Genomic DNA, 23206 nt, shown 5'->3' with positions numbered 1-23206 from the left:
AAAGGCCCAAGCTTCTGGTTTTGGGCCTATTTTGCATCTGGAGGGAATATTGATGCTAGTTGTTCGCCCAATAAAACTGTCTGATTACGATGCGCTGCACACCTGTGCAGTTGAATCAGGTCATGGATTCACATCTCTTCCGGTTAACGAAGAATTGTTAACTAACCGAATTACCCATTCTGAATACAGCTTTGCGAAAGCAGACGTGACCGAACCCGGTGATGAAGGCTATCTAATGGTGGGTTTCGACGCTGAAACTGGCGAAGTTGCTGGTACAACGGGTATCGAAGCTTCCATTGGCTGGGATGTGCCTTTTTACTCGTACCACATCAGTAAAGTGGTTCACTCTTCACAGCGCCTTAAAGTGAATAACGTGGTTAAGCTGTTGACGTTTGGTAATAACTACACAGGCTGCAGCGAAATTTGTACGCTGTTCTTACGTCCTGATTACCGCAAAGGCTTAAACGGTCGACTGATGTCTAAGTGTCGTTTCCTACTGATGGCTGAGCACCCAGAGCGTTTCTCAAAAACGATCTTTGCTGAGATGCGTGGTGTATCAGATGCGGAAGGCAATTCTCCTTTCTGGCAATGGCTGCAAGAACATTTCTTCTCGATTGACTTCACGCTTGCCGATTACCTAACCGGTATTGGTAAGAAAGGCTTCATTGCTGACCTAATGCCTAAGCTACCTATCTACGTGAACCTACTGAGCAAAGAAGCTCAAGCGGTGATCGGAGAGGTACATGACAATACGCGCCCTGCACTTAAGTTGCTGGAACGTGAAGGTTTCACCAACCGTGGTTATGTCGATATCTTTGATGCAGGCCCAACGGTTGAGTGTGATCTAAGAAACATCGAATCTGTGCGTCACTCAATTCGAGCACAGGTTCAAATTGCAGAGCACTCTAGCTCTAAAGACTTCCTAATTGGTAATACCTCGTTTGAGAACTTCCGCGCAGTAGCCGCGAAAGGTGCGTATGACCAAGCAAGCGACACAGTGATTTTATCATCTGAAGTAGCGAGCGCTCTTGAAGTAAAAGAAGGCGAATTCGTTCGCATGTTGGCTCAGTAAGAGCGGCGATTATCTGTCGAAGATTTTAAGGATAGAAGTATGACTCAGTGGATAGCAGGACAGTGGGTGGCAGGTCAAGGTGACGCCATGACATCAGTAAGCCCATACAACAATGAAGTAGTGTGGCAGGGTGATAGCGCAACACCAGCGCAGGTTGAATCTGCAGTAGCAGCAGCTCGTGAAGCCTTCTTGGTTTGGAAAAAATTGAGCTTTGCAGAGCGTGAAGCGATCGTGTTGAACTTTGCTGAGAAGGTAAAAGAGAACAGCGAAGAGATTGCACAGATTATTGCAAAAGAGACGGGTAAACCGATTTGGGAAACTCGCACTGAAGCGGGCGCGATGGCAGGCAAGATCGCCATCTCTATCCGTGCTTACCACGAGCGTACAGGTGAAGCTTCACGTGAAGCGGCTGGCAACCAAATTGTACTTCGTCACCGTCCATTGGGCGTGATGGCGGTATTTGGGCCTTACAACTTCCCTGGTCACTTACCTAACGGTCATATTGTTCCAGCTCTGCTATCGGGCAACACCGTAGTATTCAAGCCTTCAGAGCAGACACCTTGGACGGGTGAATTCGCAATGAAGCTATGGCAAGAAGCGGGTCTTCCTGCTGGCGTAATCAACCTAGTGCAAGGCGCTAAAGAGACAGGTATCGCACTGGCTGATGCTAAAGGTCTTGATGGCGTGCTATTTACGGGTAGTGCGAATACTGGTCATATCCTGCATCGTCAATTCGCGGGCCAACCGGGCAAGATGCTGGCACTAGAAATGGGCGGCAACAACCCTATGGTGATCAGCGACCAATACGGTGATGCAGACGCAACGGTATACACTATCATCCAATCGGCGTTCATCAGTGCTGGTCAGCGTTGTACATGTGCTCGTCGCTTGTATGTGCCTGTTGGCGAGAAGGGCGATCTGCTTCTAGATAAACTGGTCGCAGCTACGCAAAAGATTCGTGTTGATCAGCCATTCGCTGAACCAGCACCCTTCATGGGTCCTCAGATCTCTGAAGCTGCGGCTAAGTTCATTCTGGACGCGCAAGCGAATCTACAATCGTTAGGCGGCGTCAGCCTAGTAGAAGCAAAAGCGGGTCAAGCGGCGTTTGTTTCTCCGGGCATTATCGATGCAACCAATATTGCTGAACTGCCAGATGAAGAGTACTTCGGTCCATTGCTGCAAGTGGTTCGTTACCAATCGCTAGAGCAAGCGGTCGAGTTAGCTAACGACACACGCTTTGGTTTGTCTGCAGGCCTTGTATCAACAGACGATTCTGAATGGGAATACTTCGTTGACCATATCCGTGCGGGTATTGTTAACCGTAACCGTCAGCTAACAGGCGCAAGTGGTGATGCACCGTTTGGTGGTCCGGGTGCTTCAGGCAACCTACGTCCAAGTGCTTACTACGCAGCTGACTACTGTGCTTACCCTATGGCTTCAATGGAAGGTGGCGAAACTCAACTACCAGCATCGTTTAGCCCAGGTATTGAGCTTTAATTTAGGCTAATGAGTCTTAGGCTCATTGGTTAAGCTTGAAATAGGGAAGTGGTGTTATCGCTTCCCTTTTCCATCACGTCCGACACCTAGATTGGGCGGTAGATAATAATAGAACAAGTATGTCACAGGCTGATGGCTGCTGACTCTGTGTCTCAGCCTCTCCCTTTCTAATCCAAATTACTAGCTTGCTAGAACCTCTGACAAGGAGTCACCATGACGCCCGATCTACTCTTTAAATCACTATGGGACGATTACATTCACAGGCTGTGTCCATCGGCTGAGAAAGTGCATCACTTGCTGAAAGAAGATGAAGCGCTGATCAACGACCATATTGCACTGCGTACTTTCAATGTTGCTCCGCTAGGTATTGAAACATTGGCTAAGCCTTTCCTTGAGCTAGGTTATAAAGCGTGTGGCGATTACTTGTTTGAGAGTAAGAAGCTAGTCGCGAAGCATTACGAGCACCCAGACCCGAAGCAGCCAAAAGTGTTCATTAGTGAGTTGAAGGTCGAAGAGTGTTCAAGTGACTTACAACAGATCGTTGCTAAATTGGTTGAGCAAGTCGACGTAAGCAAGCTTCAAGGCCATGAATTCTTGTTTGGTGGTCGTCTATGGGACTTGAGCTTCGCAGATTTCCAAGTGCTTGCAAAAGAGAGTGAATACGCGTCTTGGCTCGCAGCTCATGGTTACGGTGCCAACCACTTTACAGTGAGCGTTAATCAACTCGATGCTTTTGATGAAGTGCAGGCAGTGAATGATTATTTGAGCGAATCAGGCTTCACGATCAATGCATCTGGTGGCCAGGTTAAAGGCTCTCCAGAGGTCTTATTAGAGCAATCATCAACAATGGCAGATAAAGTCCCAGTTTCATTTGTTGAGGGCAATGAGATGATTCCTGGAGGCTTCTATGAGTTCGCTAAGCGTTATGCGATGGCTAATGGTGAGCTTTATACCGGTTTTGTGGCAGCATCGGCTGACAAGATCTTCGAAAGCACTAACGGTTAAAGAAAGATACGAGTACGGACTTTACCCTAAAGATGCAGATAGGCTTCGCTTCGAGAGTGTTTGCGCTTCGAAGCTGTAGGTGTTTCATTCGTATTTTCTTTGTAGATCTTTAGAAAACAAAAAAGCCACCAAATTTGCATTTGGTGGCTTTCAAATTTTTGGCTCAGTTAATCGAGATTAACGAGTGCCGTATACCACGATAGTTTTACCGTGTGCAGAAATTAGGTTCTGCTCTTCTAGCATCTTCAAGATACGACCAACGGTCTCACGAGAACAACCAACGATCTGGCCAATCTCTTGACGAGTGATCTTGATTTGCATGCCGTCAGGGTGAGTCATTGCATCTGGCTGTTTCGCTAGGTTTAGTAGCGTTTGAGCGATACGACCTGTTACATCAAGGAACGCTAAGTCACCAACCTTTTGGCTAGTTACTTGTAGACGGTTTGCCATTTGCGCTGAAAGGCGCATTAGGATATCTGGGTTCACTTGGATAAGTTGACGGAATTTCTTGAAAGAAATTTCAGCTACTTCACAAGGAGATTTAGCACGAACCCAAGCTGTACGCTCTTGGTCTTCTTCGAACAAGCCAAGCTCACCGATGAAGTCGCCTTGGTTTAGGTAAGAAAGAATCATTTCCTTACCTTCTTCGTCTTTGATAAGAACTGCCACAGAACCTTTAACGATGTAGTACAAGGTTTCTGCCTTTTCACCAGCATGAATCAAAGTACTTTTTGAAGGGTACTTATGAATATGACAGTGTGAAAGGAACCACTCTAATGTTGGATCGGTTTGAGGTTTACCTAGAACCATAATATCTCACTTCCTCTGCAGGGTATGCTTGCCGCTTTCCGTATTTTAGCTAAGCCTGGATTGACTTGTAGGATAAGAGCACTCGTTGAGTGCTGCAAGCTATCTTGTGTTTCGTTTAAGAATAGTATCCTTTTTCAGGTACTATTTCTTGATTTTAATCGTGACCAAGCTACGATTTTTTACGCAAAATTGTGCACATGATCACGGTATGAAAAGTAATCAACCAGAATGTCGTTTTGTTAACCTATTTTTCCGGTTTCGATGAGTTGTTGCAGGATTGGCCTCACAATGAGCTCCATAGCAAAACTCATCTTGCCGCCTGGCACTACTAGCGTGTTATGACGAGACATAAACGAGCCATCAATCATAGCCAGAAGGTAGGGGAAATCGACGTTTTTGATGCCACGCAAACGTATAACTACGAAGCTTTCGTCTAAACTTGGAATCCCTTTGGCGTTGAGAGGGTTAGATGTATCTACGGTTGGAACACGCTGAAAGTTGATGTGAGTGCGCGAAAATTGCGGGGTAATGTAGTTAAGGTAATCATCCATCGAACGAACAATGGAATCCATTACGGCTTCGCGTGAGTGGCCACGATCGCGGGTGTCACGAACGAATTTTTGAATCCACTCTAGGTTTACGATGGGCACCATGCCGATCAGCAAATCGACGTGTTGAGAAACGTTAATGTCGCCATCAACCACACCGCCGTGCAAGCCTTCGTAAAACATCACATCGGAATTTTCCGGGATCTCTTGCCATGGCGTGAAGGTGCCCGGCATTTGATTGTAAGGCACGGCTTCATCAAAGGTGTGCAGGTAGCTTCTTACTTTACCTGTACCTTCGTTACCGTATTTACGGAAGAACTCTTCTAGCGCACCAAAGTCGTTGGCTTGAGGACCAAAGTAGCTGATGTGCTTACCTTGCTCGCGCGCTTTACGGATCTCGACATCCATCTCTGGGCGAGTGAAGCGATGGAAACTATCCCCTTCAACCCAAGCGGCCTTCACGTCCATCATATTGAACATTTTACGGAAGGCTTCTGAGGTGGTGGTGGTGCCGGCTCCAGATGAACCCGTCACCGCAATAATTGGATGTTTAGCGGACATGACAACCCTTGTCTTTTGAGTAACTTACTTGTTAGCAATCGTTTACCACTATAACACGGCTCCTTTATGAGCGCAGCCTAGAAGCGTTTTGTGACTTGAATATCAACGGTTTCATGCAGCTCAGAAAATACGATACTGACTTCTCCTGAGGCTAATTGATGTTTCACTTGGTCAATCTTGTTTTGCAATGAAACCTCTACATCACCGTAGTCTGTACCTTCACGCAGCACGAACTCTTTGATGAGGTTTTCCAGTGTTTCTGGTGCAATGTCTTGCCATGGGATGATCATAAATACTTCTCTCTTTTATGTTCATAAATAGGTTTATTGATGTAGAAATGCGTGTGCTTAGTATTGTTTTACTTCTATTTACTAAGGCTCGGTCATTATGCCGAATCTTGAATACTTTCATAGTAGGCAGGCAAGGCTTCTTCTAACCAAAACCTTGGTTTGAGCGTGCTACCGGTAATGAACCCCACATGGCCGCCTTTTTGAAACAGGCGATAGTCGATGTTGTCAGGCAACACGAACTTTGGAATTACGTCGTCTGTCATAAACGGATCGTCTTTGGCATGGATGATCTGAGTCGGTAGTTTAATCTTATTAAGTTTAGGAAGCGCTGAGCACTGAGCATAGTAGTCCTGAGCATTTTTGAAGCCGTGCAGAGGCGCAGTGATTCGTTCATCAAACTCATACAGTTTGGTGATGTTCTTGATGGCTTCAGCGGTGATGCCAAGTTTTTCCTGTAGCAGGTTAACCTTTTTTAGCGCATTCGATTTTAGAGAGTTGAGCAGGTACTTCTTATAGAGCTTGGAGAAACCGCGCTCAATGCGACTAGAGCAACACGCTAAGTCAAAAGGAGCAGATACGATGGTCGCCGCCGACAGCAATGGGTAGTCTGCGTACTCAGCCAAATAGTTCGCCAGCATGTTTCCACCTAAAGATATGCCAACCGCAACCTTAGGGTTATTCGGAAACTGGGCGTGCAGGTGTCTTAGAAAAAAGCGCGCATCTTCGACTTCACCTGAATGGTAAGCGCGAGCCAGGCGATTGGGTTTTCCGCTGCAGCCTCTGAAGTGCATCATCACGGACAACCAACCATCTTTAGCAAACGCATTCATTAATCCATTGGCATAAGGGCTCTCAAAGCTACCTTCTAAACCGTGGAATAGAACGAATATCGGCTTGCTACTGCGATCATTCTTATTTGAGGTGTCACCGTCTGGTGATTCGCTCCAAGCAAGATCAAGAAAGTCACCATCGGGTGTTTCTAAGGTTTGCCAGTGAGGATGAAACAGCGCCTGCTTTCGAATAAACCGTGGCACTAAGGTTTGTAAGTGCGGATTAGAGAGACCAGCAGCTGCGGTAAATATTGTCATAAAAACGATCCATGCTTCTTTTACGGGTTTTGATAACGTGTTGAGTTTGTAACGAAACGCCCACGTTTTTATTTGAGCTTGGTTGATTCTCGGCATAAGCGCAAGGCTTCACTTATACGAGATACAAAAACAGGCTATGGGTAACCGTTTGAATAATATCAAGGTTAAGCTTGGATCTTGATTGAATAAAAGGGAAAGAGAATGAGCTAGGGCTGTGGTGCTGGTTCAGAAAAAGCGTCGTAGAGGTTTTCAGCCCCTAATAAACGACAGTACTGAAAAGTGAGCGGTGATTGCTGGTTAGCGTACAGCTGTAGGGAGTTTATACAGTCGACCAGATCGGACTGTTGTTGCTTTTCAAGCTGTAACTCAAACTTTAGCGCTTCACGGTATAGAGAGTCGACAACGTGTGCTTTGAGATGTTTACGTAGCTCTCGATAGCTATGAAGCAGGGTTTCAGAGCGGCTCAAGCACTGTTGAACCTTGTGCCACTCCTCTTCAGCAAAAGACAATTGCTGCTCATCAAGCCATTTGAGAAGCAGCAGTAGATTGACGTTGCCGTGGAACTGGTTTTGCAAAGCTAGGCACGCATCCTTTACACCGCGCACACTGTAATACTGAAGGCTAAATTGCCATAGTCGTTCCAGTGTTAGTGATATTGGGGCGTGCTCTGGACTCATAAGCTATCCATATCCTGTTCCATCTGCTCAAGCTCTTCTTGAGTGGACATCCAATCCATTTCAACTTCTTCTAGCTGTGACTTACTGCTCGCTTGGAGAGCGAGTACTTTATTCAGTTTAGCCTTATTTTCAGCTTCATACAGTGAAGTGTCGGATAATTCTTGTTCGGCTTCTTCAAGAGCCTGCGTTAATTTATCCATCTGCTTTTCAAATTGAGTGAGCTTTTTACGAAGTGGTGCCGTCAGTTTACGGAACTCGGCTTCTTTTCGTTTCTGCTCTTTTTTCGCTGCTGCACTGTTGGCGCCGTCTTTTGCTGGTGCCAATGCTTGTGCTTCTTTGCGCTCAACTTTCTGCTGTTCGGTTAGCCACTTGTAGTAATCGCTTAAGTCACCATCAAACGGTGCTACTTGGCGGTCGTGTACAAGGTATAAATCATCGGTAGTCGCACGCAGTAGGTAACGGTCGTGCGATACGATAACCATTGCGCCTTCAAATGTCTGCAGGGCAAAAGTCAGCGCTTGACGCATGTCGAGATCCAAGTGGTTGGTTGGTTCATCGAGTAGCAACAGGTTTGGTTTTTGCCATACCAGTAGCGCTAATACTAAACGCGCTTTTTCACCACCTGAGAAGGGTGCTACTTTATCAAGTGCTTTTTCACCTTGGAAACCGAAGCTACCTAGGTAATCACGCAATTGTTGCTCGGTGTGTTTAGGGGCAATCTGCATCATGTGCTGCAGCGGTGTTTCTTCTGGGTGCAACGTTTCTAACTGGTGCTGTGCAAAGTAACCAATCTTAACGCCTTGCGAATAACTCAGTTCACCGCCTTGCTGTTTCAGTTCGCCAGAAAGCAGTTTAATCAGTGTTGATTTACCAGCGCCATTTCGGCCAAGCAAACCAATACGACTGCCCGGTACTAGGTTCAAGCGAATCTTTTCTAGAATCAGATTGTCATCATAGCCCGCTGATACTTCATCCATCATCATGATTGGGTTTGGTAGTGCGTCTGGTTCTCTAAATTCAAAGCTGAATGGATTATCAAACTGAGCAGGCAGCACTTGTTCCATTTTCTCTAGCGCTTTAATACGGCTTTGCGCTTGGCGAGCCTTTGAAGCTTTGTAACGGAAACGGTCAATGTAGCTCTGCATGTGAGACATCTGTTTCTGCTGCTTTTGGTACATCGCTTGTTGCAGAATCAGTTTTTGCGCTCGTTGGGTTTCGAACGATGAGTAGTTACCCGTGTACTCATTGAGCTGTTGGTTTTCAACGTGCACGATGCGGTTGACGATAGGGTCTAAGAAGTCTCTATCGTGCGAGATAAGCACTAGCGTGCCAGGGTAGCTTTGTAACCAACGCTCGAGCCACATTACTGCGTCTAAATCCAAGTGGTTGGTAGGCTCATCGAGTAGCAGTAGGTCACTGCGACACAGTAGGGCTTGCGCTAGGTTCAAACGCATACGCCAACCACCTGAGAATTGAGTCAGGTTCCATGTCATTTGTTCTTGGCTAAAGCCTAGGCCATCCAGTAACTCGGCAGCACGTGCCTTTATGCTGTAACCACCAATGGTTTCAATCTTGCCGTGGATCTCTGCTACCAATGTGCCATTGTCGGCTTGTTCAGCTTTCTCTAGTTGATCTTCAAGGCCGCGGTATTCACGGTCGCCATCAATCACGTATTCAATTGCTGTTCTTTCTAGTGCTGGCGTTTCTTGAGCAACCCAAGCCATTTCCCAATGGGCTGGTTTACTGAATGAGCCAGCATCAATAGACAGCTCGTCTTTAATTAAGGCGAACAGCGTAGATTTACCACAGCCGTTTTTACCAACCAAACCGATCTTGTCGCCAGGATGAAAAGTCGCAGATGCTTGGTCGAGGAGTGGCTTACCGCCGCGTAGCAATTGAATATCAGAGAAAGTAATCATATAGAGGTAGCATAGAAATTAGAGGTGAACAGACGCCTGCATAGTAGGCTGAATCCAGATAAAAGTCGATCACAATGCAATTTGCGTTATGATGCCAATAACATATTAATAACTTTTATTTAAATTCTAGTGGCCTTGCCACCGTTTAGCCCTTAAAGGAATGTTTCAAAGGAATGAGTATTACTCCCTCGATAGACAAACCCGTGCCAAAGGTATTAGTGATCTATGCGCACCCAGAGCCGCAAACCTCTATCGCTAACCAGATCATGGTTAAAAAGATAGAGTCGCTTGGGAATGTTAAAATCCACGATCTTTATGCCCTCTATCCTGACTTCTTTATTGATGTGCCTTATGAGCATGAACTGCTTCTGCAGTACGATGTGATTGTGTTCCAGCATCCTCTGTTTATGTATTCTTGTCCTTCGTTATTGAAGGAGTGGTTTGATCGAGTATTAGGCAAGGGCTTTGCGTTTGGTGAGCAAAGTGCACTTAAGGGTAAGCATTGGCGCAGTGTTATCACCACGGGTGGTAAAGAAGAGGCGTTTGGTGCTGCAGGCTATAATAAGTATCCCTTACAAGAGATCTTGCAACCATTCGAGCTCACCGCTGCTTTGTGTCAAATGAACTGGATATCCCCTTTGGTTTTACACTGGGCACGAAATGTCACCGATATGACGCGTTACCAACACGCCGAAGCGTATCGAAATTGGTTGCGAGACCCGCTACAAGATATAGGAGCAGATGATGGCTCTGACTAATGATTTTCTACAAAGTAGCGTTATATTTTTAGCGGCTGCTGTGGTTGCGGTTCCTATCGCACAGCGCGCCGGTTTGGGTTCAGTACTCGGTTACCTATTAGCAGGTGTGGCAATTGGCCCATGGGGGCTGGGCTTAATCAGTGATGTAGAGGCGATTCTGCACTTCTCCGAATTCGGGGTGGTACTGCTGCTCTTCCTGATTGGTTTAGAGCTTAACCCGAAAAAACTGTGGCAGATGCGAGCCCCCATTCTCGGGTTGGGCGGCGCGCAAGTGCTGATCACCACTCTAATTATTACCGCCATCGCCTGTCTATTTGGATTAACCTGGCAAACCAGTCTCGTGATAGGTATGGGTTTGGCGCTGTCTTCGACTGCGATTGCCTTGCGTGTTATTGAAGAGCGAGAGCTCGGCGGCAAAGAAGCAGGGCAGTCGGGCTTTGCAGTACTGCTTTTCCAAGATATCGCTGTTATTCCAATGCTAGCAATGTTGCCTCTACTTGCGGGTAATACCGGCGGTAGCTGGGCTGACATGCTGTGGATGCTGGGTGGCGTGATTGGCCTACTGGTCGGTGGCCACTTCTTGTTGAGACCACTTTTCCGATACGTAGTGATGAGTGGTGTGCGTGAGTTATTCACCGTCGCGGCGCTGTTACTTGTGATTGGTATTGCTGTGATCATGCAACAGATTGGCTTATCGATGGCATTAGGTACCTTCCTTGCGGGCGTGCTTCTGGCTGAAAGTGAATACCGACACGAGCTTGAAATTGCGATTGACCCATTCAAAGGGTTACTGCTCGGCCTGTTCTTTATCTCGGTTGGCATGGCGGTAAATCTAGGTTTATTGGCAGAAAGCCCATTCGCAATACTAATAGCTGTAATGGCCCTCGTGGTGTTGAAAGGTTTAGTGCTGTACGCGCTAGCTCGTATCTTTGGAACACAGGCAAAAGCGCGTAGCCGAATGGCGATGATTCTTAGCCAAGGTGGTGAGTTTGCTTTCGTTATTTTTACCGCGGCGAGTGCGCAGGGCATCTTAAGTGGCGAACAGGTGTCGTTCTTACTGGTAGTAGTGAGCCTGTCTATGGTGACCACGCCACTAATGCTTAAGCTGCAAGATAAGTTCTTTGCTCGTCAACTGAACCAAATCAGCGAAAGTGCGATGTCTTCGGATGTGGTTGATCGCAGCCCTCGAGTGATCATTGCGGGCTTTGGTCGCTTCGGTCAGATCATCGGTCGCTTGATGTACGCTAATAAGATTCGTATTACCGTTCTTGAGAGTGATGCCAGCCAAATCCATATCCTTAGAAAGTTTGGCTACAAAGTCTTTTACGGAGACTCGACTCACCTAGAGCTATTACGCGCAGCCGGTGCTGATAAAGCAGAGGCGATTGTGTTGTGTACTGACTCCCCAGATGAAATCATGAAAACCGTCGATTTATGTAAGCAGCACTTCCCACGCTTAAAGATCTTGGCGCGTGCACGAAGCCGTGTTGAAGCGTATCAACTACTTAACCACGGTGTGAGTAACTATTCGCGTGAAACCTTCCTTGGAGCATTGGATTTAGGTCGTCAAACATTGACTGAACTTGGCATGCATCCATATAAAGCGAAGCGAGCAGAAGCACACTTTAGAAAGTTGGATAATGGTATGCTGAAAGAGTTGCTGCCTCAGCATAACGAAGATGCCGAGTTAGCCCAAAGAGCGAAAGAGGCTCGTAAAGAACTTGAAGAGATCTTTGGACACGAGATGGAAAACGATCACCAATCTCGAAACTATTGGCAGTAGCTTGAAGTGATAACTCATGCTTGAGCTTAGAAATAGAGCTTGGGCATAGAAATAACAGACTATAGAACTAACCTAATAATAAACGCGGTCTCTGCTTAACTTATCAATAAAGTGAGTGGGAAGAACCGCGAATCCAGAGCAGTAAAGGATATGAACGTGAAACAGAAAAAACGCTTTATCGCAGGGGCAAGCTGCCCAAGTTGCAACACTCAAGACACACTCCGTTGGTGGATTGAAAATAATATCGAGCTGGTGGAATGTGTCGATTGTGACTTCACAGAACAGCGTAAACCGAAAACTGTAGAGAAATCTGAACACGCGAATCAAGAAATGATCGGTATTTTTAAGCCAGAATGATTGAGTTTCGTTAATTGATCCCCATAATATCCCGGTACAGAATTTTTCCTAAGCTCAACTGTTCGAGCTTAGTCCAAACCTCCTTGGAGCTCTCATGAAAATTGAAAAGAACGTAGTAGTTAGTGTTGCATATCAAGTGAAACTTGAAGATGGCGTAGTAGTTGACCAATCAACTGCAGAAGCTCCACTAGATTACCTTCACGGTCACAACAACCTAATTACAGGTCTTGAAAAAGAGCTTGAAGGCAAAGTAGCTGGCGACAAGTTCTCTGCAACTGTTACTCCAGAAGACGCATACGGCGAACACAACGACGCACTAGTTCAACGTGTTCCTGCTGACGTATTCCAAGGTGTTGAGCAAATCGAAGTTGGCATGCGTTTCCTAGCGGATACTGACCAAGGTCCAATCCCAGTTGAAGTTACTGAAGTAGATGGCGACGAAGTTGTTGTTGATGGTAACCACATGCTAGCTGGCCAAACTCTAACGTTTGACGTTGAAGTTGTAGCGGTTCGTGAAGCGACTGAAGAAGAAGTTCAACACGGTCACGTACACCAAGAAGGCGGCTGTGGCGGTCACGACCACGATCATGACCACGAAGGCGGTTGCTGTGGTGGCGAAGGCCATGACCACGGTGAAGAGAAAAAAGACGGCTGCTGCGGCGGCGGTAGCTGTGGTTCTCACTAATACCGAATTAACGGTTTAGTTTAAGAATCTTGAAAGCCTCCCTTGTGGAGGCTTTTTGCGTTTAGGAGTCTCGCTTTTTGACCTCGCTTTTCTCTACCAAACTAAGTGTCCGCAAATCTAAGCATTCGTAAAAGTTTGGTTTTCGTTATCAGACATCGAACCATGGATGTGGTATTGATAGCACAACATTATAAGACGACGTCAGTGGAGAGTTTGTATGTCACAGCCTTTTTCAATTGCCATTCATGGTGGTGCAGGAACCATCTTGCGCGAGCAAATGAGCTATGAATTAAAAGCGGGTATTACCGAGGCTTTGGAAAAATCGGTTTTGGCTGGTTATCAAATATTGCAATCGGGTGGTGATGCTCTGGATGCGGTAGTGGCATCGGTTAAGGTGATGGAAGACAGCCCGCACTTTAATGCCGGTAGGGGCTCTGTTTTAACGCATGATGAATTTGTTGAGATGGACGCTTCTGTGATGCATGGCCGCGAAATGGATGCAGGTGCTATTGCAGGCGTTCGCCATATCAAAAACCCAATTGAGCTTGCACGTGATGTGATGCGGAAAAGCGACCATGTGTTGCTGATTGGTGAAGGTGCCGAGAAGTTTGCGTTTGAGCATGACTACACCTTTACCGAGCAAGACTACTTCTTTACTGAGCGCCGCTATGACCAACTTCAGTCGATGAAAGAGAAAGGCATCTTTGCTCTGTCTGAAGCGAAATATGATCAGCAGCAAGCTGAGAAATACCCTGACGATAAAAAGTACGGCACGGTTGGTGCGGTCGCATTAGACCAAGCGGGTAACTTAGCGGCAGCAACCAGTACCGGTGGCGTGACCAATAAGAAATACGGTCGTGTGGGTGACTCTCCGATCATTGGTGCAGGAACCATCGCTGAAAATGGCAATGTTGCCGTCTCAACAACCGGGATGGGTGAGTTCTTCCTACGTAAAATGGTCGCCAGTGATGTCGCAGCACGAATGCGTTATCTGAAAGAAGATGTGCACACCGCTTGTGAAACGATCATTCAAGGTGAATTGAAAACCATGGGTGGAGAAGGTGGCTTGATCGCTATCGATGGCCAAGGCGATATACATTTTGGTATGAACAGCTCAGGAATGTATCGTGCAAGCGTTGATACTCAAGGTCGTGTTGAAGTGAAGATTTATGCCGACGACTAAGTTGGTATCGGCTTAATTGGCTTTAGCTTATTCACTGAGATGAAATAAACAAAAGGGCGACAGATAAGTATCTGTCGCCCTCTTAGTTTTCTATGTCCCGTCCTGAAATGTGTTTACACATTGAGGACGAGAAACTAACGATATGCGTCGTTAGATTTAATTGGTTATTTTGAACCGCACTTAATAGTGTGGAGGTGGCGTCTCTTCTGATGCGTCAGCTAGATTAGAGCCATCCATATTTTTTACTTTGCCAACCACGAACTTCATCTGATCTTGCATTCTCGTGATTAACATTTGTTGTTGGCTAAGCGCTTCATTGAGTTCTTCAATGGTCTGTTCTTGGAAAGCTAGCTGACACTCTAGGTCATTTACGCGGCTTTCTAGTTGTTCAACTCGCTTTTCTGTCATCGTTCTTAATCCACATTCCAAGCTTGGGCAATGCCCGCAGAGGTGCCCGATATCACACGGTTCTTATCATCAAAGGCTGCATCATACACTACCGCACGAGGAGGGCGAGCATCTTTTAATGGCTCAGCATTGTGGCGAGAAATTCGCTTGCCATCCTGAGTATTCCACACACTCACTTGGCTGGATGGTGTGCCCGTCACCAACATACTGCCGTCATCAGAAAAACGCGCACTCGAGAAAATCAACTGTCGAGACCAGCTTTGCAATTGCGCTTGAGGTTCGCCCGTTTCAAGATCCCAAATCATCGCTTGATTGCCGCCATCAGAGGTAAAAGCCAGTTCACCATCGCGTTGTAGCGCGACTCGTACTACTCTTTGTTCATGCTCAAAGGTGCGCAACACCAAGCCCGACTCGGTATCCCACAGGTAGGCTTTATAGTCGTTGCCACCTGATAATGCGTAGCGACCATTGGAAGAAAGGGAAACAGAATTAACTTTTTCTCGGTGAGCAAGGAACTCCAGACGGCGTCCGGTGACTAAGTCCACATAGATCGCTTTGCCATTAGACAGGCCAAGCAATACTTTTTCACCATTGCTAGAGATATCGACATCGCGAATTAAGCCATCGGAGATAGACCAAAGCCCTTGTGCTTGAGTCCAAGAGAGGTCCCAAACGGCGAAGTTCATCTGGCTTGCGGTAATGGCAAAGCGGCCATTGTCCGAGATACGGATACGCGATACTTGGTTTTCTAATTGATCTTGTGGGCCGAGTTGAGCTAACTCTTTGTTTTCGGCAAGGTCCCAAAGCAATAGTTGTTTTTTCTGAGAGTAGAGCAGGGCGAAGCGTCCATCTCTGCTAAGGGCAAAGCTGGTGGCACCATTGGGTTCAATTTCCCAACGTTGCTCATCATCTTGGAAGAAAAAACATCCATTTAACAAGGCGATGACAATTGTACATAGCAATGAGTGGAAAAATATTCGCATCACATCTAATAATCCGGTTTGTGTCGAAAGACATATGACTAGTATATTGTTATAACTAACGTATTCACACCAATCTAATCATTAGATTTGTGCACAATAACCAATGGCTTGGCCATTAATTGGAGAATTCAATGAAATCAGTTTTAAAAGTATCACTGCTTGCCGCAACGGTTATGCTAGCAGTTGGTTGTCAGAAAGAAGAACCAAAGGCAGAAGCTCCACAGGTTGAAGAAGTTAAAGTTGAAGCAGTAAACTTTAAAACAGAAGACGACAAAGCGGCATACGCAATCGGCGTATCTTTCGCTAACTACCTAAGCACAAGCATTGATAAGCCAAGCGAGCTAGGTATTAACCTAGACAAAGATATGGTTCTTCAAGGTATCGAAGACGTATTCGCAGAGAAAACTGCACTGAACGAAGAAGAAACTCGCGCAGCTCTTGAAGCTCTAGACAAGCGTGTTGCTGAAACTATGCAAGCACAAGCGGCAGAGAAATCAGCTGAAACTAAGAAAGCAGGTGATGACTTCCGCGCTGAGTTCGCAAAGACTGAAGGCGTAGAGCAAACTGAATCTGGCCTACTTTACCAAGTAATGACAGCTGGCGAAGGCGCTTCTCCAAAAGACACTGATACTGTTCAAGTTCACTACAAAGGTACGCTAACAGACGGTACTCAGTTCGACAGCTCTTACGATCGTGGTGAACCAGCAACATTCCCACTTAACCGCGTAATCCCAGGCTGGACTGAAGGCGTACAACTGATGCAAGTTGGTTCTAAGTACAAGTTCGTTATCCCGCCAGAGCTAGCATACGGTGAGCAAGACACACCGACTATCCCTGCTAACTCAACGCTAGTATTCGAAGTAGAACTACTAAACATCGATAACGCTGAAGCAGCTCCTGCACAGTAATATCGGTTAAAAGCCTCGTACTAAAATACGTTGATTGAATAAAAAGCCTAACTTTGAGTTAGGCTTTTTTTATGATTTGAAGATGAGTATTTGATTTTTAAACTTGTTCTAAATCACTAGTTGCAATGTTAGCTAGGTGTGCAATTAAAATTTTCTGATAAACTTACATAAATTTGTTGATTTTTCACACGAAGGTAAGGAATAAGTGACTACTACAGAAACAGTCAATGCAGATGTGTTACTTGAAATGGAATCAGTCCACGTTATGCCATTCAGTGAACACGATAAAATCATTCTAAGATCTTATGAGGCCGTTGTTGACGGTATTGCGAGCCTTATTGGTCCGTTTTGTGAAATCGTTTTGCACTCTTTAGAAGACCTCAATACTTCTGCGATTAAAATTGCCAACGGCGAAAATACAGGTCGTCAGGTTGGCTCGCCGATTACCGATCTTGCATTGAAGATGCTAAAAGATATTGAAGGTTCTAAGCGTAACTTCTCACGTTCATACTTCACTCGCGCTAAAGGCGGAGTGTTGATGAAGTCGATCACGGTTGCTATCCGCAACGGTGAAGACCGAGTGATTGGCCTACTGTGTATTAACGTGAATCTAGACGCGCCATTCTCACAAGTGCTGCAATCGTTCATGCCTACACAAGACGCAGACGAAACCGCATCATCGGTTAACTTCGCTAGTGACGTTGAAGAACTTGTCGACCAAACGGTTGAACGCACCATTGAAGAAATTAACGCTGACAAATCGGTATCGAACAATACTAAGAACCGTCAGATCGTGATGGAGCTGTACGACAAAGGTATTTTCGATATTAAAGACGCGATCAACCGCGTTGCTGAGCGACTGAACATCTCTAAGCACACCGTGTACCTATACATCCGCCAACGTAAAACAGAGGATGAAGAGGGTTGCTAAGCTATACACTCCTAGTGAATGGGCCAGTCTATGGCTCACAGTCAGCAAGAAGTGCCTACCAGTTTGCCGTGGCTCTGATTAAACAGGGCCACAAACTTCACAGTGTGTTCTTCTATCAAGATGGCGTCAGTAACGGCTCAGACCTTACCGTACCGGCTAACGATGAATTTGATTTAGCTTCTGCTTGGCAAAAGCTGGCTGATGAACACGATGTTAGCCTTGAAACCTGTGTGGCAGCTGCGCTAAGACGCGGAGTGATTAGCTCTGAAGAAGCAGAGCAACATCAACTAAGTGCCTCTAACCTAGCCACTGGATTTACTCAAGCCGGATTAGGAAGCTTATCGGAAGCGCTACTAACGCAAGATAGGGTTGTGCAGTTTTGAGAAAGTTAGCCTTTATATTTAACAGTTTCCCTCATACGACCGCTGCGGGTAGAGAAGGGTTAGACGCCCTGCTTGCTGCGTCCGCATATAGTGAAGACATTGCCGTGTTCTTTGTTGGTGATGGCGTGACACAGCTTCTCAAAGCGCAGCAGCCCGACGAAATACTATCGCGTGACTACATCTCCGCATTCAAACTTATGGACCTGTACGACATCGAACAGGTGTATGTGTGTCAGCGTAGTCTGAGTCAGTTTGGTCTTTCAGCAGACAACCTGCTAATCGATGTGACCACCGTTGAAGCCGACGAGTTAACGCAGAAGTTAGCTCAGTGCCAACAGATCCTGACTTTCTAGGGGACGCTATGCTTCATATCGTAAAATCAGTCGACAAGCTTAAACTTGCATTGACCTATTCTCAGCCACAGGACCAGTTCCTTTTGGTGGAAGATGCAGTGTATGTTTGCCTTCCTAATCATGAGTTATTCACTCAAATCTGCGCAGTAGAGCAGGTGTCGGTGTTAAAACCAGATCTCGATAGCCGAGGTTTACAACTACTTGTCTCAAGTACCATTGATCAAGTTGACTTCGATGGCTTCGTTAAACTGACGGTTTTGAAAGACAAATCAGTGACTTGGTAAGCGTGTTTTATCAGTTTGGTTAAAATTAGACCATCCTGAGCTCTAGACGGCTAAAAAAGATCTGTATATTTCTTGACACACCTCCCACTGCTGAATAGAATTTTGCGTCCCTAATTACGACTTGTGATTAGGGATAGATTTTTCACAAAGCTTACTTTCAAGTAAATTTCAGGAGCTAGTTAATGGCAACTATTAACCAGTTGGTTCGCAAACCTCGTGTAAAGCAAGTTGTTAAAAGCAACGTGCCTGCACTAGAAGCGTGCCCACAAAAACGTGGTGTATGTACTCGTGTTTACACTACTACACCTAAAAAACCTAACTCGGCACTACGTAAAGTATGTCGTGTACGTCTAACTAACGGTTTCGAAGTAACTTCGTACATCGGCGGTGAAGGCCACAACCTACAAGAGCACAGTGTTGTACTAATCCGTGGCGGTCGTGTAAAAGACCTTCCGGGTGTTCGTTACCACACTGTTCGCGGCGCACTTGACTGTGCTGGCGTTAACGACCGTAAACAAGGTCGTTCTAAGTACGGTGTGAAACGTCCTAAGTCTTAATTGATTCTCTTTTTTAAAAAGAAATCGTTAAGTAAGGCCAAACACTATTTTATTTATTATTCTGAAAAGTTTTGGAAAAAACCTGAAGAAGACAACGGAGAATATCCATGCCACGTCGTCGCGTAATAGGTCAGCGTAAGATCCTTCCAGATCCTAAGTTCAAATCTGAATTGCTGGCAAAATTCGTTAACATCCTTATGGTTGACGGAAAGAAATCTACTGCAGAAAAAATCGTTTACACTGCACTAGATTCAATGGCTGAGAAGTCTGGTAAAGACCACTTAGCTGTATTTGAAGAAGCTCTTGAAAATGTTCGCCCAGCGGTAGAAGTTAAATCTCGCCGTGTAGGTGGTTCAACTTACCAAGTACCTGTAGAAGTTCGTCCGGTTCGCCGTAACGCTCTTGCTATGCGTTGGGTAGTTGAAGCTGCGCGTAAGCGTGGTGAAAAATCTATGGCTCAACGCCTAGCTGCTGAAATGCTAGACGCGTCTGAGAACAAAGGTACTGCGGTTAAGAAACGTGAAGACGTTCACCGCATGGCTGACGCAAACAAAGCGTTCGCACATTACCGTTGGTAATACCTTTTTAGTGCTGCAAGGTTCCTTGCAGCACTTCTTTAGTTCCTATGCTTATGCTAGGAACTATTGCTATTTCTAGGGCAAGCAATTTTTAGCGAAGCATCGCTTTTAACGCCTAATCTAGACATAGCAATAGTCCCTAAGTCTCTAATAAGAGGATTCAACCGTGGCTCGTAAAACTCCTATAGAGCAATACCGTAATATCGGTATCGTTGCTCACGTAGATGCAGGTAAAACAACCACAAGTGAACGTATTCTGTTCTATACCGGTCTTTCTCACAAAATCGGCGAAGTTCACGATGGTGCAGCAACCATGGACTGGATGGAGCAAGAGCAAGAGCGCGGTATTACGATCACTTCAGCAGCAACCACTACGTTTTGGCGTGGTATGGAAGCTCAGTTCTCGGACCACCGTATTAACATCATCGACACTCCTGGACACGTTGACTTCACAATCGAAGTAGAACGTTCTCTGCGTGTGCTTGATGGTGCAGTTGTTGTGTTCTGTGGCTCATCTGGTGTTGAACCTCAGTCAGAGACAGTATGGCGTCAAGCTGATAAGTACCAAGTTCCACGTATGGTTTTCGTTAATAAAATGGACCGTACCGGCGCTGACTTCTTGCGCGTAGTTGAACAGATCAAGGACCGCTTAGGCGCAACTCCTGTTCCAATTCAACTGAACATTGGTGCTGAAGAAAACTTCCAAGGCGTTGTCGATCTTATCAAGATGAAGGCAATTAACTGGAATGAAGCTGACCAAGGCATGACTTTCACATACGAAGATATTCCTGCAGACATGCAAGAAATGGCTGAAGAATATCGTACAGAACTTGTTGAAGCTGCTGCAGAAGCAAATGAAGAGCTGATGGATAAGTACCTTGAAGAAGGTGAACTAACAGAAGCTGAAATCAAACAAGGTCTTCGTACTCGTACCCTTAATAATGAAATCGTACTTGCTACTTGTGGTAGTGCATTCAAAAACAAAGGTGTACAAGCTGTTCTAGATGCAGTTGTTGATTTCCTTCCTTCTCCAGTCGATGTACCTGCAATTAAAGGTATCGATGAAGATGAGAACGAAGCAGAGCGTCACGCAGACGACAAAGAACCGTTCTCAGCGCTAGCATTTAAGATTGCAACAGACCCATTCGTTGGTACTTTAACTTTCATCCGTGTTTACTCTGGTGTTGTTGAAAGCGGTAAAACAGCTTATAACTCTGTGAAGAAACAACGTGAACGCTTAGGTCGCATTGTTCAAATGCACTCAAACAAGCGAGAAGAAGTAAAAGAAGTACGAGCAGGTGACATCGCAGCCATCATTGGCCTGAAAGATGTGACTACTGGTGAAACCCTTTGTGACCAGAACCATAAGATTGTTCTTGAGCGCATGGAGTTCCCAGACCCAGTTATTCAGATCGTTGTAGAGCCAAGCTCTCAAGCTGATCAAGACAAAATGACTATCGCTCTAGGTAAACTAGCAGCGGAAGACCCATCGTTCCGCGTTGATATGGATGCGGAAACTGGCCAGACTCTGATTTCTGGTATGGGTGAACTACACTTAGATATCATCGTTGACCGTATGAAGCGCGAATTTAGCGTGAACTGCAACGTTGGTAACCCGCAAGTGGCTTACCGTGAGACTATTCGTGGTACAGCGAAAGCGGAAGGTAAATTTATCCGTGAACATGGTGGTAAAGGTCAGTACGGTCACGTATGGCTGAAACTAGAACCATCAGAAGCTGGCGAAGGCTTTGTCTTTGTGGATGAAATTGCCAATGGTATCGTACCGAAAGAGTTTATCGCTTCAGTTGCTAAAGGCGTTGAAGAGCAGATGAACAATGGTGTGCTTGCTGGCTATCCAGTTTTGGATATCAAAGCTACACTATATGATGGTTCTTACCATGAAACAGATTCAAGTGAGATGGCGTTTACAATCGCTGCCTCTATGGCTTTCAGAACGGGTGCACTTGAAGCGCAACCGGTTCTGCTTGAGCCTATGATGAAAGTTGAAGTAACTACTCCAGAAGACTGGATGGGTGACGTTGTTGGCGATATTAACCGTCGTCGCGGCATCATCGAAGGTATGGACGAGGGGACAGCTGGCCTGAAGATAATTCGTGCACAAGTTCCGTTGTCTGTCATGTTCGGTTACGCAACTGATTTACGTTCTGCGACACAAGGTCGTGCTTCTTACTCTATGGAGTTTAGTGAGTACGCTGAAGTGCCTAACAATGTTGCAAAAGCAATCATTGCAGAGCGTGGTTAAACAAAAGGAAGGCATTTTTTTTCATTTTTTGAAAGAACAATGCGTCCAAATATTGCGCTAACGAGAGTTGGCGCATAAAATAGCAATTTCTGGCGCGTCTCGCTCAATAATGAACGTGGCGAATCATAACTAGGAAGGAACACGATTGTGTCTAAAGAAAAATTTGAACGTACGAAACCGCACGTAAACGTTGGTACTATCGGCCACGTTGACCACGGTAAAACAACTCTAACTGCTGCTATCTGTACTACTCTTGCAAAAGTATACGGTGGTGTTGCTAAAGATTTCGCATCTATCGATAACGCTCCAGAAGAGCGTGAGCGCGGTATCACAATCGCAACTTCTCACGTTGAGTACGACACTCCAGCACGTCACTACGCACACGTAGACTGTCCAGGACACGCGGATTATGTTAAAAACATGATCACTGGTGCTGCACAAATGGACGGCGGTATCCTAGTTGTTGCTGCGACTGACGGCCCTATGCCTCAAACTCGTGAGCACATCCTACTTGGTCGTCAAGTTGGTATCCCTTACATCATCGTATTCATGAACAAATGTGACATGGTAGATGACGAAGAGCTACTTGAGCTAGTTGAGATGGAAGTTCGTGAACTTCTTTCTGAATACGACTTCCCAGGTGATGACCTACCAGTTATCCAAGGTTCTGCACTTGGCGCACTAAACGGCGAGAAGCAGTGGGAAGACAAGATCGTTGAGCTTGCAGAAGCACTAGATTCTTACATTCCTGAGCCAGAGCGTGCAGTTGACCAACCGTTCCTACTACCAATTGAAGATGTATTCTCAATTCAAGGTCGTGGTACTGTTGTAACTGGTCGTATCGAGCGCGGTATCCTACGTGTAGGTGACGAAGTAGAAATCGTTGGTATCAAAGAGACTACTCTTACTACTTGTACTGGTGTTGAAATGTTCCGTAAACTGCTTGACGAAGGTCGTGCAGGTGAGAACGTTGGTGCACTTCTACGTGGTACTAAGCGTGATGACGTTGAACGTGGTCAAGTACTTTCTGCGAAAGGTTCTATCAACCCACACACTAAGTTTGAGTCTGAAGTATACGTACTTTCTAAAGACGAAGGCGGCCGTCACACTCCTTTCTTCAAAGGTTACCGTCCACAGTTCTACTTCCGTACAACTGACGTAACAGGCGACATCACTCTACCAGAAGGCGTAGAAATGGTAATGCCAGGTGACAACGTTCAAATGACTGTTGAGCTAATCGCTCCAATCGCAATGGACGAAGGTCTACGTTTCGCAATCCGCGAAGGTGGCCGTACAGTTGGTGCTGGTGTTGTAGCTAAAATCTT

General features: G+C 45.9%; 25 protein-coding genes. 17 read left to right on the top strand and 8 right to left on the bottom strand.

The features are described from left to right. Positions 1–52 precede the first annotated feature (52 nt). From astA to AB4371_RS09650, 3 genes are all read left to right on the top strand, one after another. Positions 53–1072, top strand: coding sequence for an arginine N-succinyltransferase (gene astA, locus AB4371_RS09660; RefSeq protein ID WP_017061116.1), 1020 nt, complete (start codon positions 53–55; stop codon positions 1070–1072). Positions 1073–1111: 39 nt separating this feature from the next. After that, on the top strand, positions 1112–2569 hold the full coding sequence (gene astD, locus AB4371_RS09655) for a succinylglutamate-semialdehyde dehydrogenase (protein ID WP_061019169.1): 1458 nt from the start codon (positions 1112–1114) through the stop codon (positions 2567–2569). Between the two features lie 213 nt (positions 2570–2782). Further along, positions 2783–3574 (top strand): DUF1338 domain-containing protein, encoded by a 792-nt coding sequence (locus tag AB4371_RS09650; protein ID WP_102393034.1) that lies wholly within the window; start codon positions 2783–2785, stop codon positions 3572–3574. A gap of 177 nt (positions 3575–3751) precedes the next feature. Here AB4371_RS09650 and crp read toward each other — a convergent pair whose 3' ends face one another. From crp to AB4371_RS09620, 6 genes are all read right to left on the bottom strand, one after another. After that, on the bottom strand, positions 3752–4384 hold the full coding sequence (crp, locus tag AB4371_RS09645) for a cAMP-activated global transcriptional regulator CRP (protein WP_004729651.1): 633 nt from the start codon (positions 4382–4384) through the stop codon (positions 3752–3754). Between the two features lie 239 nt (positions 4385–4623). Beyond that, positions 4624–5493: a phosphoribulokinase gene (locus AB4371_RS09640; RefSeq protein WP_010435210.1), complete on the bottom strand. Its 870-nt coding sequence runs from the start codon at positions 5491–5493 to the stop codon at positions 4624–4626. Positions 5494–5570: 77 nt separating this feature from the next. Further along, the gene (locus tag AB4371_RS09635) at positions 5571–5783 is read right to left on the bottom strand and encodes a YheU family protein (RefSeq protein WP_010435208.1); all 213 of its coding nucleotides are present in this window, start codon (positions 5781–5783) and stop codon (positions 5571–5573) included. Positions 5784–5878: 95 nt separating this feature from the next. Beyond that, positions 5879–6871, bottom strand: coding sequence for a hydrolase (locus tag AB4371_RS09630; RefSeq protein WP_102393048.1), 993 nt, complete (start codon positions 6869–6871; stop codon positions 5879–5881). Between the two features lie 206 nt (positions 6872–7077). Then, complete coding sequence (locus AB4371_RS09625) at positions 7078–7548, bottom strand: TIGR02444 family protein (RefSeq protein WP_017061113.1); 471 nt, start codon at positions 7546–7548, stop codon at positions 7078–7080. Then, the gene (locus tag AB4371_RS09620) at positions 7545–9467 is read right to left on the bottom strand and encodes an ABC transporter ATP-binding protein (RefSeq protein WP_017061112.1); all 1923 of its coding nucleotides are present in this window, start codon (positions 9465–9467) and stop codon (positions 7545–7547) included. The genes AB4371_RS09625 and AB4371_RS09620 overlap by 4 nt, the downstream gene beginning before the upstream one ends. Before the next feature lie 173 nt (positions 9468–9640). Here AB4371_RS09620 and kefG point away from each other — a divergent pair, with 173 nt between their 5' ends. The 5 genes from kefG (at position 9641) to AB4371_RS09595 (ending at position 14233) form a co-directional block, all read left to right on the top strand. Beyond that, entirely contained in the window at positions 9641–10225 is a 585-nt protein-coding gene (kefG, locus tag AB4371_RS09615) for a glutathione-regulated potassium-efflux system ancillary protein KefG (RefSeq protein WP_372054985.1), read from the top strand. Beyond that, positions 10212–12008, top strand: coding sequence for a glutathione-regulated potassium-efflux system protein KefB (gene kefB / locus AB4371_RS09610; RefSeq protein ID WP_171732721.1), 1797 nt, complete (start codon positions 10212–10214; stop codon positions 12006–12008). Before kefG ends, kefB begins: the two co-directional genes overlap by 14 nt. A 156-nt stretch (positions 12009–12164) precedes the next feature. Then, on the top strand, positions 12165–12365 hold the full coding sequence (locus tag AB4371_RS09605; RefSeq protein WP_029235422.1) for a YheV family putative zinc ribbon protein: 201 nt from the start codon (positions 12165–12167) through the stop codon (positions 12363–12365). A 94-nt stretch (positions 12366–12459) separates the two neighbouring features. Next, the gene (gene slyD / locus AB4371_RS09600) at positions 12460–13050 is read left to right on the top strand and encodes a peptidylprolyl isomerase (protein WP_017061108.1); all 591 of its coding nucleotides are present in this window, start codon (positions 12460–12462) and stop codon (positions 13048–13050) included. Between the two features lie 217 nt (positions 13051–13267). After that, positions 13268–14233: an isoaspartyl peptidase/L-asparaginase family protein gene (locus AB4371_RS09595; RefSeq protein WP_017066209.1), complete on the top strand. Its 966-nt coding sequence runs from the start codon at positions 13268–13270 to the stop codon at positions 14231–14233. Positions 14234–14413: 180 nt separating this feature from the next. Here the strand turns inward: AB4371_RS09595 and AB4371_RS09590 are convergent, their stop codons facing one another. Both AB4371_RS09590 and AB4371_RS09585 read right to left on the bottom strand, forming a co-directional pair. After that, positions 14414–14641, bottom strand: a complete 228-nt coding sequence (locus AB4371_RS09590; protein ID WP_009848930.1) for a SlyX family protein — start codon at positions 14639–14641, stop codon at positions 14414–14416. Positions 14642–14646: 5 nt separating this feature from the next. After that, positions 14647–15624 carry a WD40 repeat domain-containing protein gene (locus AB4371_RS09585; RefSeq protein WP_372149558.1) on the bottom strand — a complete coding sequence of 326 codons (978 nt, stop codon included), beginning with the start codon at positions 15622–15624 and terminating at the stop codon, positions 14647–14649. 131 nt (positions 15625–15755) lie between these two features. Between AB4371_RS09585 and fkpA the strand changes: the two genes are divergently transcribed. The 9 genes from fkpA to tuf all read left to right on the top strand — a co-directional run. Continuing rightward, positions 15756–16532: an FKBP-type peptidyl-prolyl cis-trans isomerase gene (gene fkpA, locus AB4371_RS09580; protein WP_017068826.1), complete on the top strand. Its 777-nt coding sequence runs from the start codon at positions 15756–15758 to the stop codon at positions 16530–16532. Between the two features lie 205 nt (positions 16533–16737). Further along, positions 16738–17463 (top strand): transcriptional regulator, encoded by a 726-nt coding sequence (locus AB4371_RS09575; protein ID WP_372149539.1) that lies wholly within the window; start codon positions 16738–16740, stop codon positions 17461–17463. Beyond that, entirely contained in the window at positions 17457–17846 is a 390-nt protein-coding gene (gene tusD / locus AB4371_RS09570; protein ID WP_017063709.1) for a sulfurtransferase complex subunit TusD, read from the top strand. The genes AB4371_RS09575 and tusD overlap by 7 nt, the downstream gene beginning before the upstream one ends. After that, positions 17843–18199 (top strand): sulfurtransferase complex subunit TusC, encoded by a 357-nt coding sequence (gene tusC, locus AB4371_RS09565; RefSeq protein ID WP_372104552.1) that lies wholly within the window; start codon positions 17843–17845, stop codon positions 18197–18199. The genes tusD and tusC overlap by 4 nt, the downstream gene beginning before the upstream one ends. A gap of 8 nt (positions 18200–18207) precedes the next feature. After that, positions 18208–18483: a sulfurtransferase complex subunit TusB gene (gene tusB, locus AB4371_RS09560; protein ID WP_048659145.1), complete on the top strand. Its 276-nt coding sequence runs from the start codon at positions 18208–18210 to the stop codon at positions 18481–18483. Between the two features lie 182 nt (positions 18484–18665). Next, positions 18666–19040: a 30S ribosomal protein S12 gene (rpsL, locus tag AB4371_RS09555; RefSeq protein ID WP_004737194.1), complete on the top strand. Its 375-nt coding sequence runs from the start codon at positions 18666–18668 to the stop codon at positions 19038–19040. Positions 19041–19147: 107 nt separating this feature from the next. Beyond that, positions 19148–19618, top strand: coding sequence for a 30S ribosomal protein S7 (gene rpsG / locus AB4371_RS09550; RefSeq protein ID WP_010435163.1), 471 nt, complete (start codon positions 19148–19150; stop codon positions 19616–19618). Between the two features lie 166 nt (positions 19619–19784). Next, on the top strand, positions 19785–21881 hold the full coding sequence (gene fusA, locus AB4371_RS09545; RefSeq protein WP_017061101.1) for an elongation factor G: 2097 nt from the start codon (positions 19785–19787) through the stop codon (positions 21879–21881). Between the two features lie 147 nt (positions 21882–22028). Further along, the coding region (tuf, locus tag AB4371_RS09540) for an elongation factor Tu (protein ID WP_017067764.1) at positions 22029–23206 on the top strand (1178 nt) is incomplete at its 3' end.

The sequence above is a fragment of the Vibrio sp. 10N.261.51.A3 genome (assembly GCF_041471965.1).
Taxonomy (GTDB): domain Bacteria; phylum Pseudomonadota; class Gammaproteobacteria; order Enterobacterales; family Vibrionaceae; genus Vibrio; species Vibrio crassostreae_C.
The sequence above is the reverse complement of the archived record's forward strand: the minus strand, read 5'-3'. Positions and strand labels throughout refer to the sequence as shown.

Excerpts from the sequence above, each read along its gene's own strand:
- astA (WP_017061116.1), top strand. The coding sequence starts at position 53 with ATGCTAGTTGTTCGCCCAATAAAACTGTCTGATTACGATGCGCTGCAC.
- astD (WP_061019169.1), top strand. The coding sequence starts at position 1,112 with ATGACTCAGTGGATAGCAGGACAGTGGGTGGCAGGTCAAGGTGACGCC.
- AB4371_RS09650 (WP_102393034.1), top strand. The coding sequence starts at position 2,783 with ATGACGCCCGATCTACTCTTTAAATCACTATGGGACGATTACATTCAC.
- crp (WP_004729651.1), bottom strand. The coding sequence starts at position 4,384 with ATGGTTCTAGGTAAACCTCAAACCGATCCAACATTAGAGTGGTTCCTT.
- AB4371_RS09640 (WP_010435210.1), bottom strand. The coding sequence starts at position 5,493 with ATGTCCGCTAAACATCCAATTATTGCGGTGACGGGTTCATCTGGAGCC.
- AB4371_RS09635 (WP_010435208.1), bottom strand. The coding sequence starts at position 5,783 with ATGATCATCCCATGGCAAGACATTGCACCAGAAACACTGGAAAACCTC.
- AB4371_RS09630 (WP_102393048.1), bottom strand. The coding sequence starts at position 6,871 with ATGACAATATTTACCGCAGCTGCTGGTCTCTCTAATCCGCACTTACAA.
- AB4371_RS09625 (WP_017061113.1), bottom strand. The coding sequence starts at position 7,548 with ATGAGTCCAGAGCACGCCCCAATATCACTAACACTGGAACGACTATGG.
- AB4371_RS09620 (WP_017061112.1), bottom strand. The coding sequence starts at position 9,467 with ATGATTACTTTCTCTGATATTCAATTGCTACGCGGCGGTAAGCCACTC.
- kefG (WP_372054985.1), top strand. The coding sequence starts at position 9,641 with ATGAGTATTACTCCCTCGATAGACAAACCCGTGCCAAAGGTATTAGTG.
- kefB (WP_171732721.1), top strand. The coding sequence starts at position 10,212 with ATGGCTCTGACTAATGATTTTCTACAAAGTAGCGTTATATTTTTAGCG.
- slyD (WP_017061108.1), top strand. The coding sequence starts at position 12,460 with ATGAAAATTGAAAAGAACGTAGTAGTTAGTGTTGCATATCAAGTGAAA.
- AB4371_RS09595 (WP_017066209.1), top strand. The coding sequence starts at position 13,268 with ATGTCACAGCCTTTTTCAATTGCCATTCATGGTGGTGCAGGAACCATC.
- AB4371_RS09590 (WP_009848930.1), bottom strand. The coding sequence starts at position 14,641 with ATGACAGAAAAGCGAGTTGAACAACTAGAAAGCCGCGTAAATGACCTA.
- AB4371_RS09585 (WP_372149558.1), bottom strand. The coding sequence starts at position 15,624 with ATGCGAATATTTTTCCACTCATTGCTATGTACAATTGTCATCGCCTTG.
- fkpA (WP_017068826.1), top strand. The coding sequence starts at position 15,756 with ATGAAATCAGTTTTAAAAGTATCACTGCTTGCCGCAACGGTTATGCTA.
- tusB (WP_048659145.1), top strand. The coding sequence starts at position 18,208 with ATGCTTCATATCGTAAAATCAGTCGACAAGCTTAAACTTGCATTGACC.
- rpsL (WP_004737194.1), top strand. The coding sequence starts at position 18,666 with ATGGCAACTATTAACCAGTTGGTTCGCAAACCTCGTGTAAAGCAAGTT.
- rpsG (WP_010435163.1), top strand. The coding sequence starts at position 19,148 with ATGCCACGTCGTCGCGTAATAGGTCAGCGTAAGATCCTTCCAGATCCT.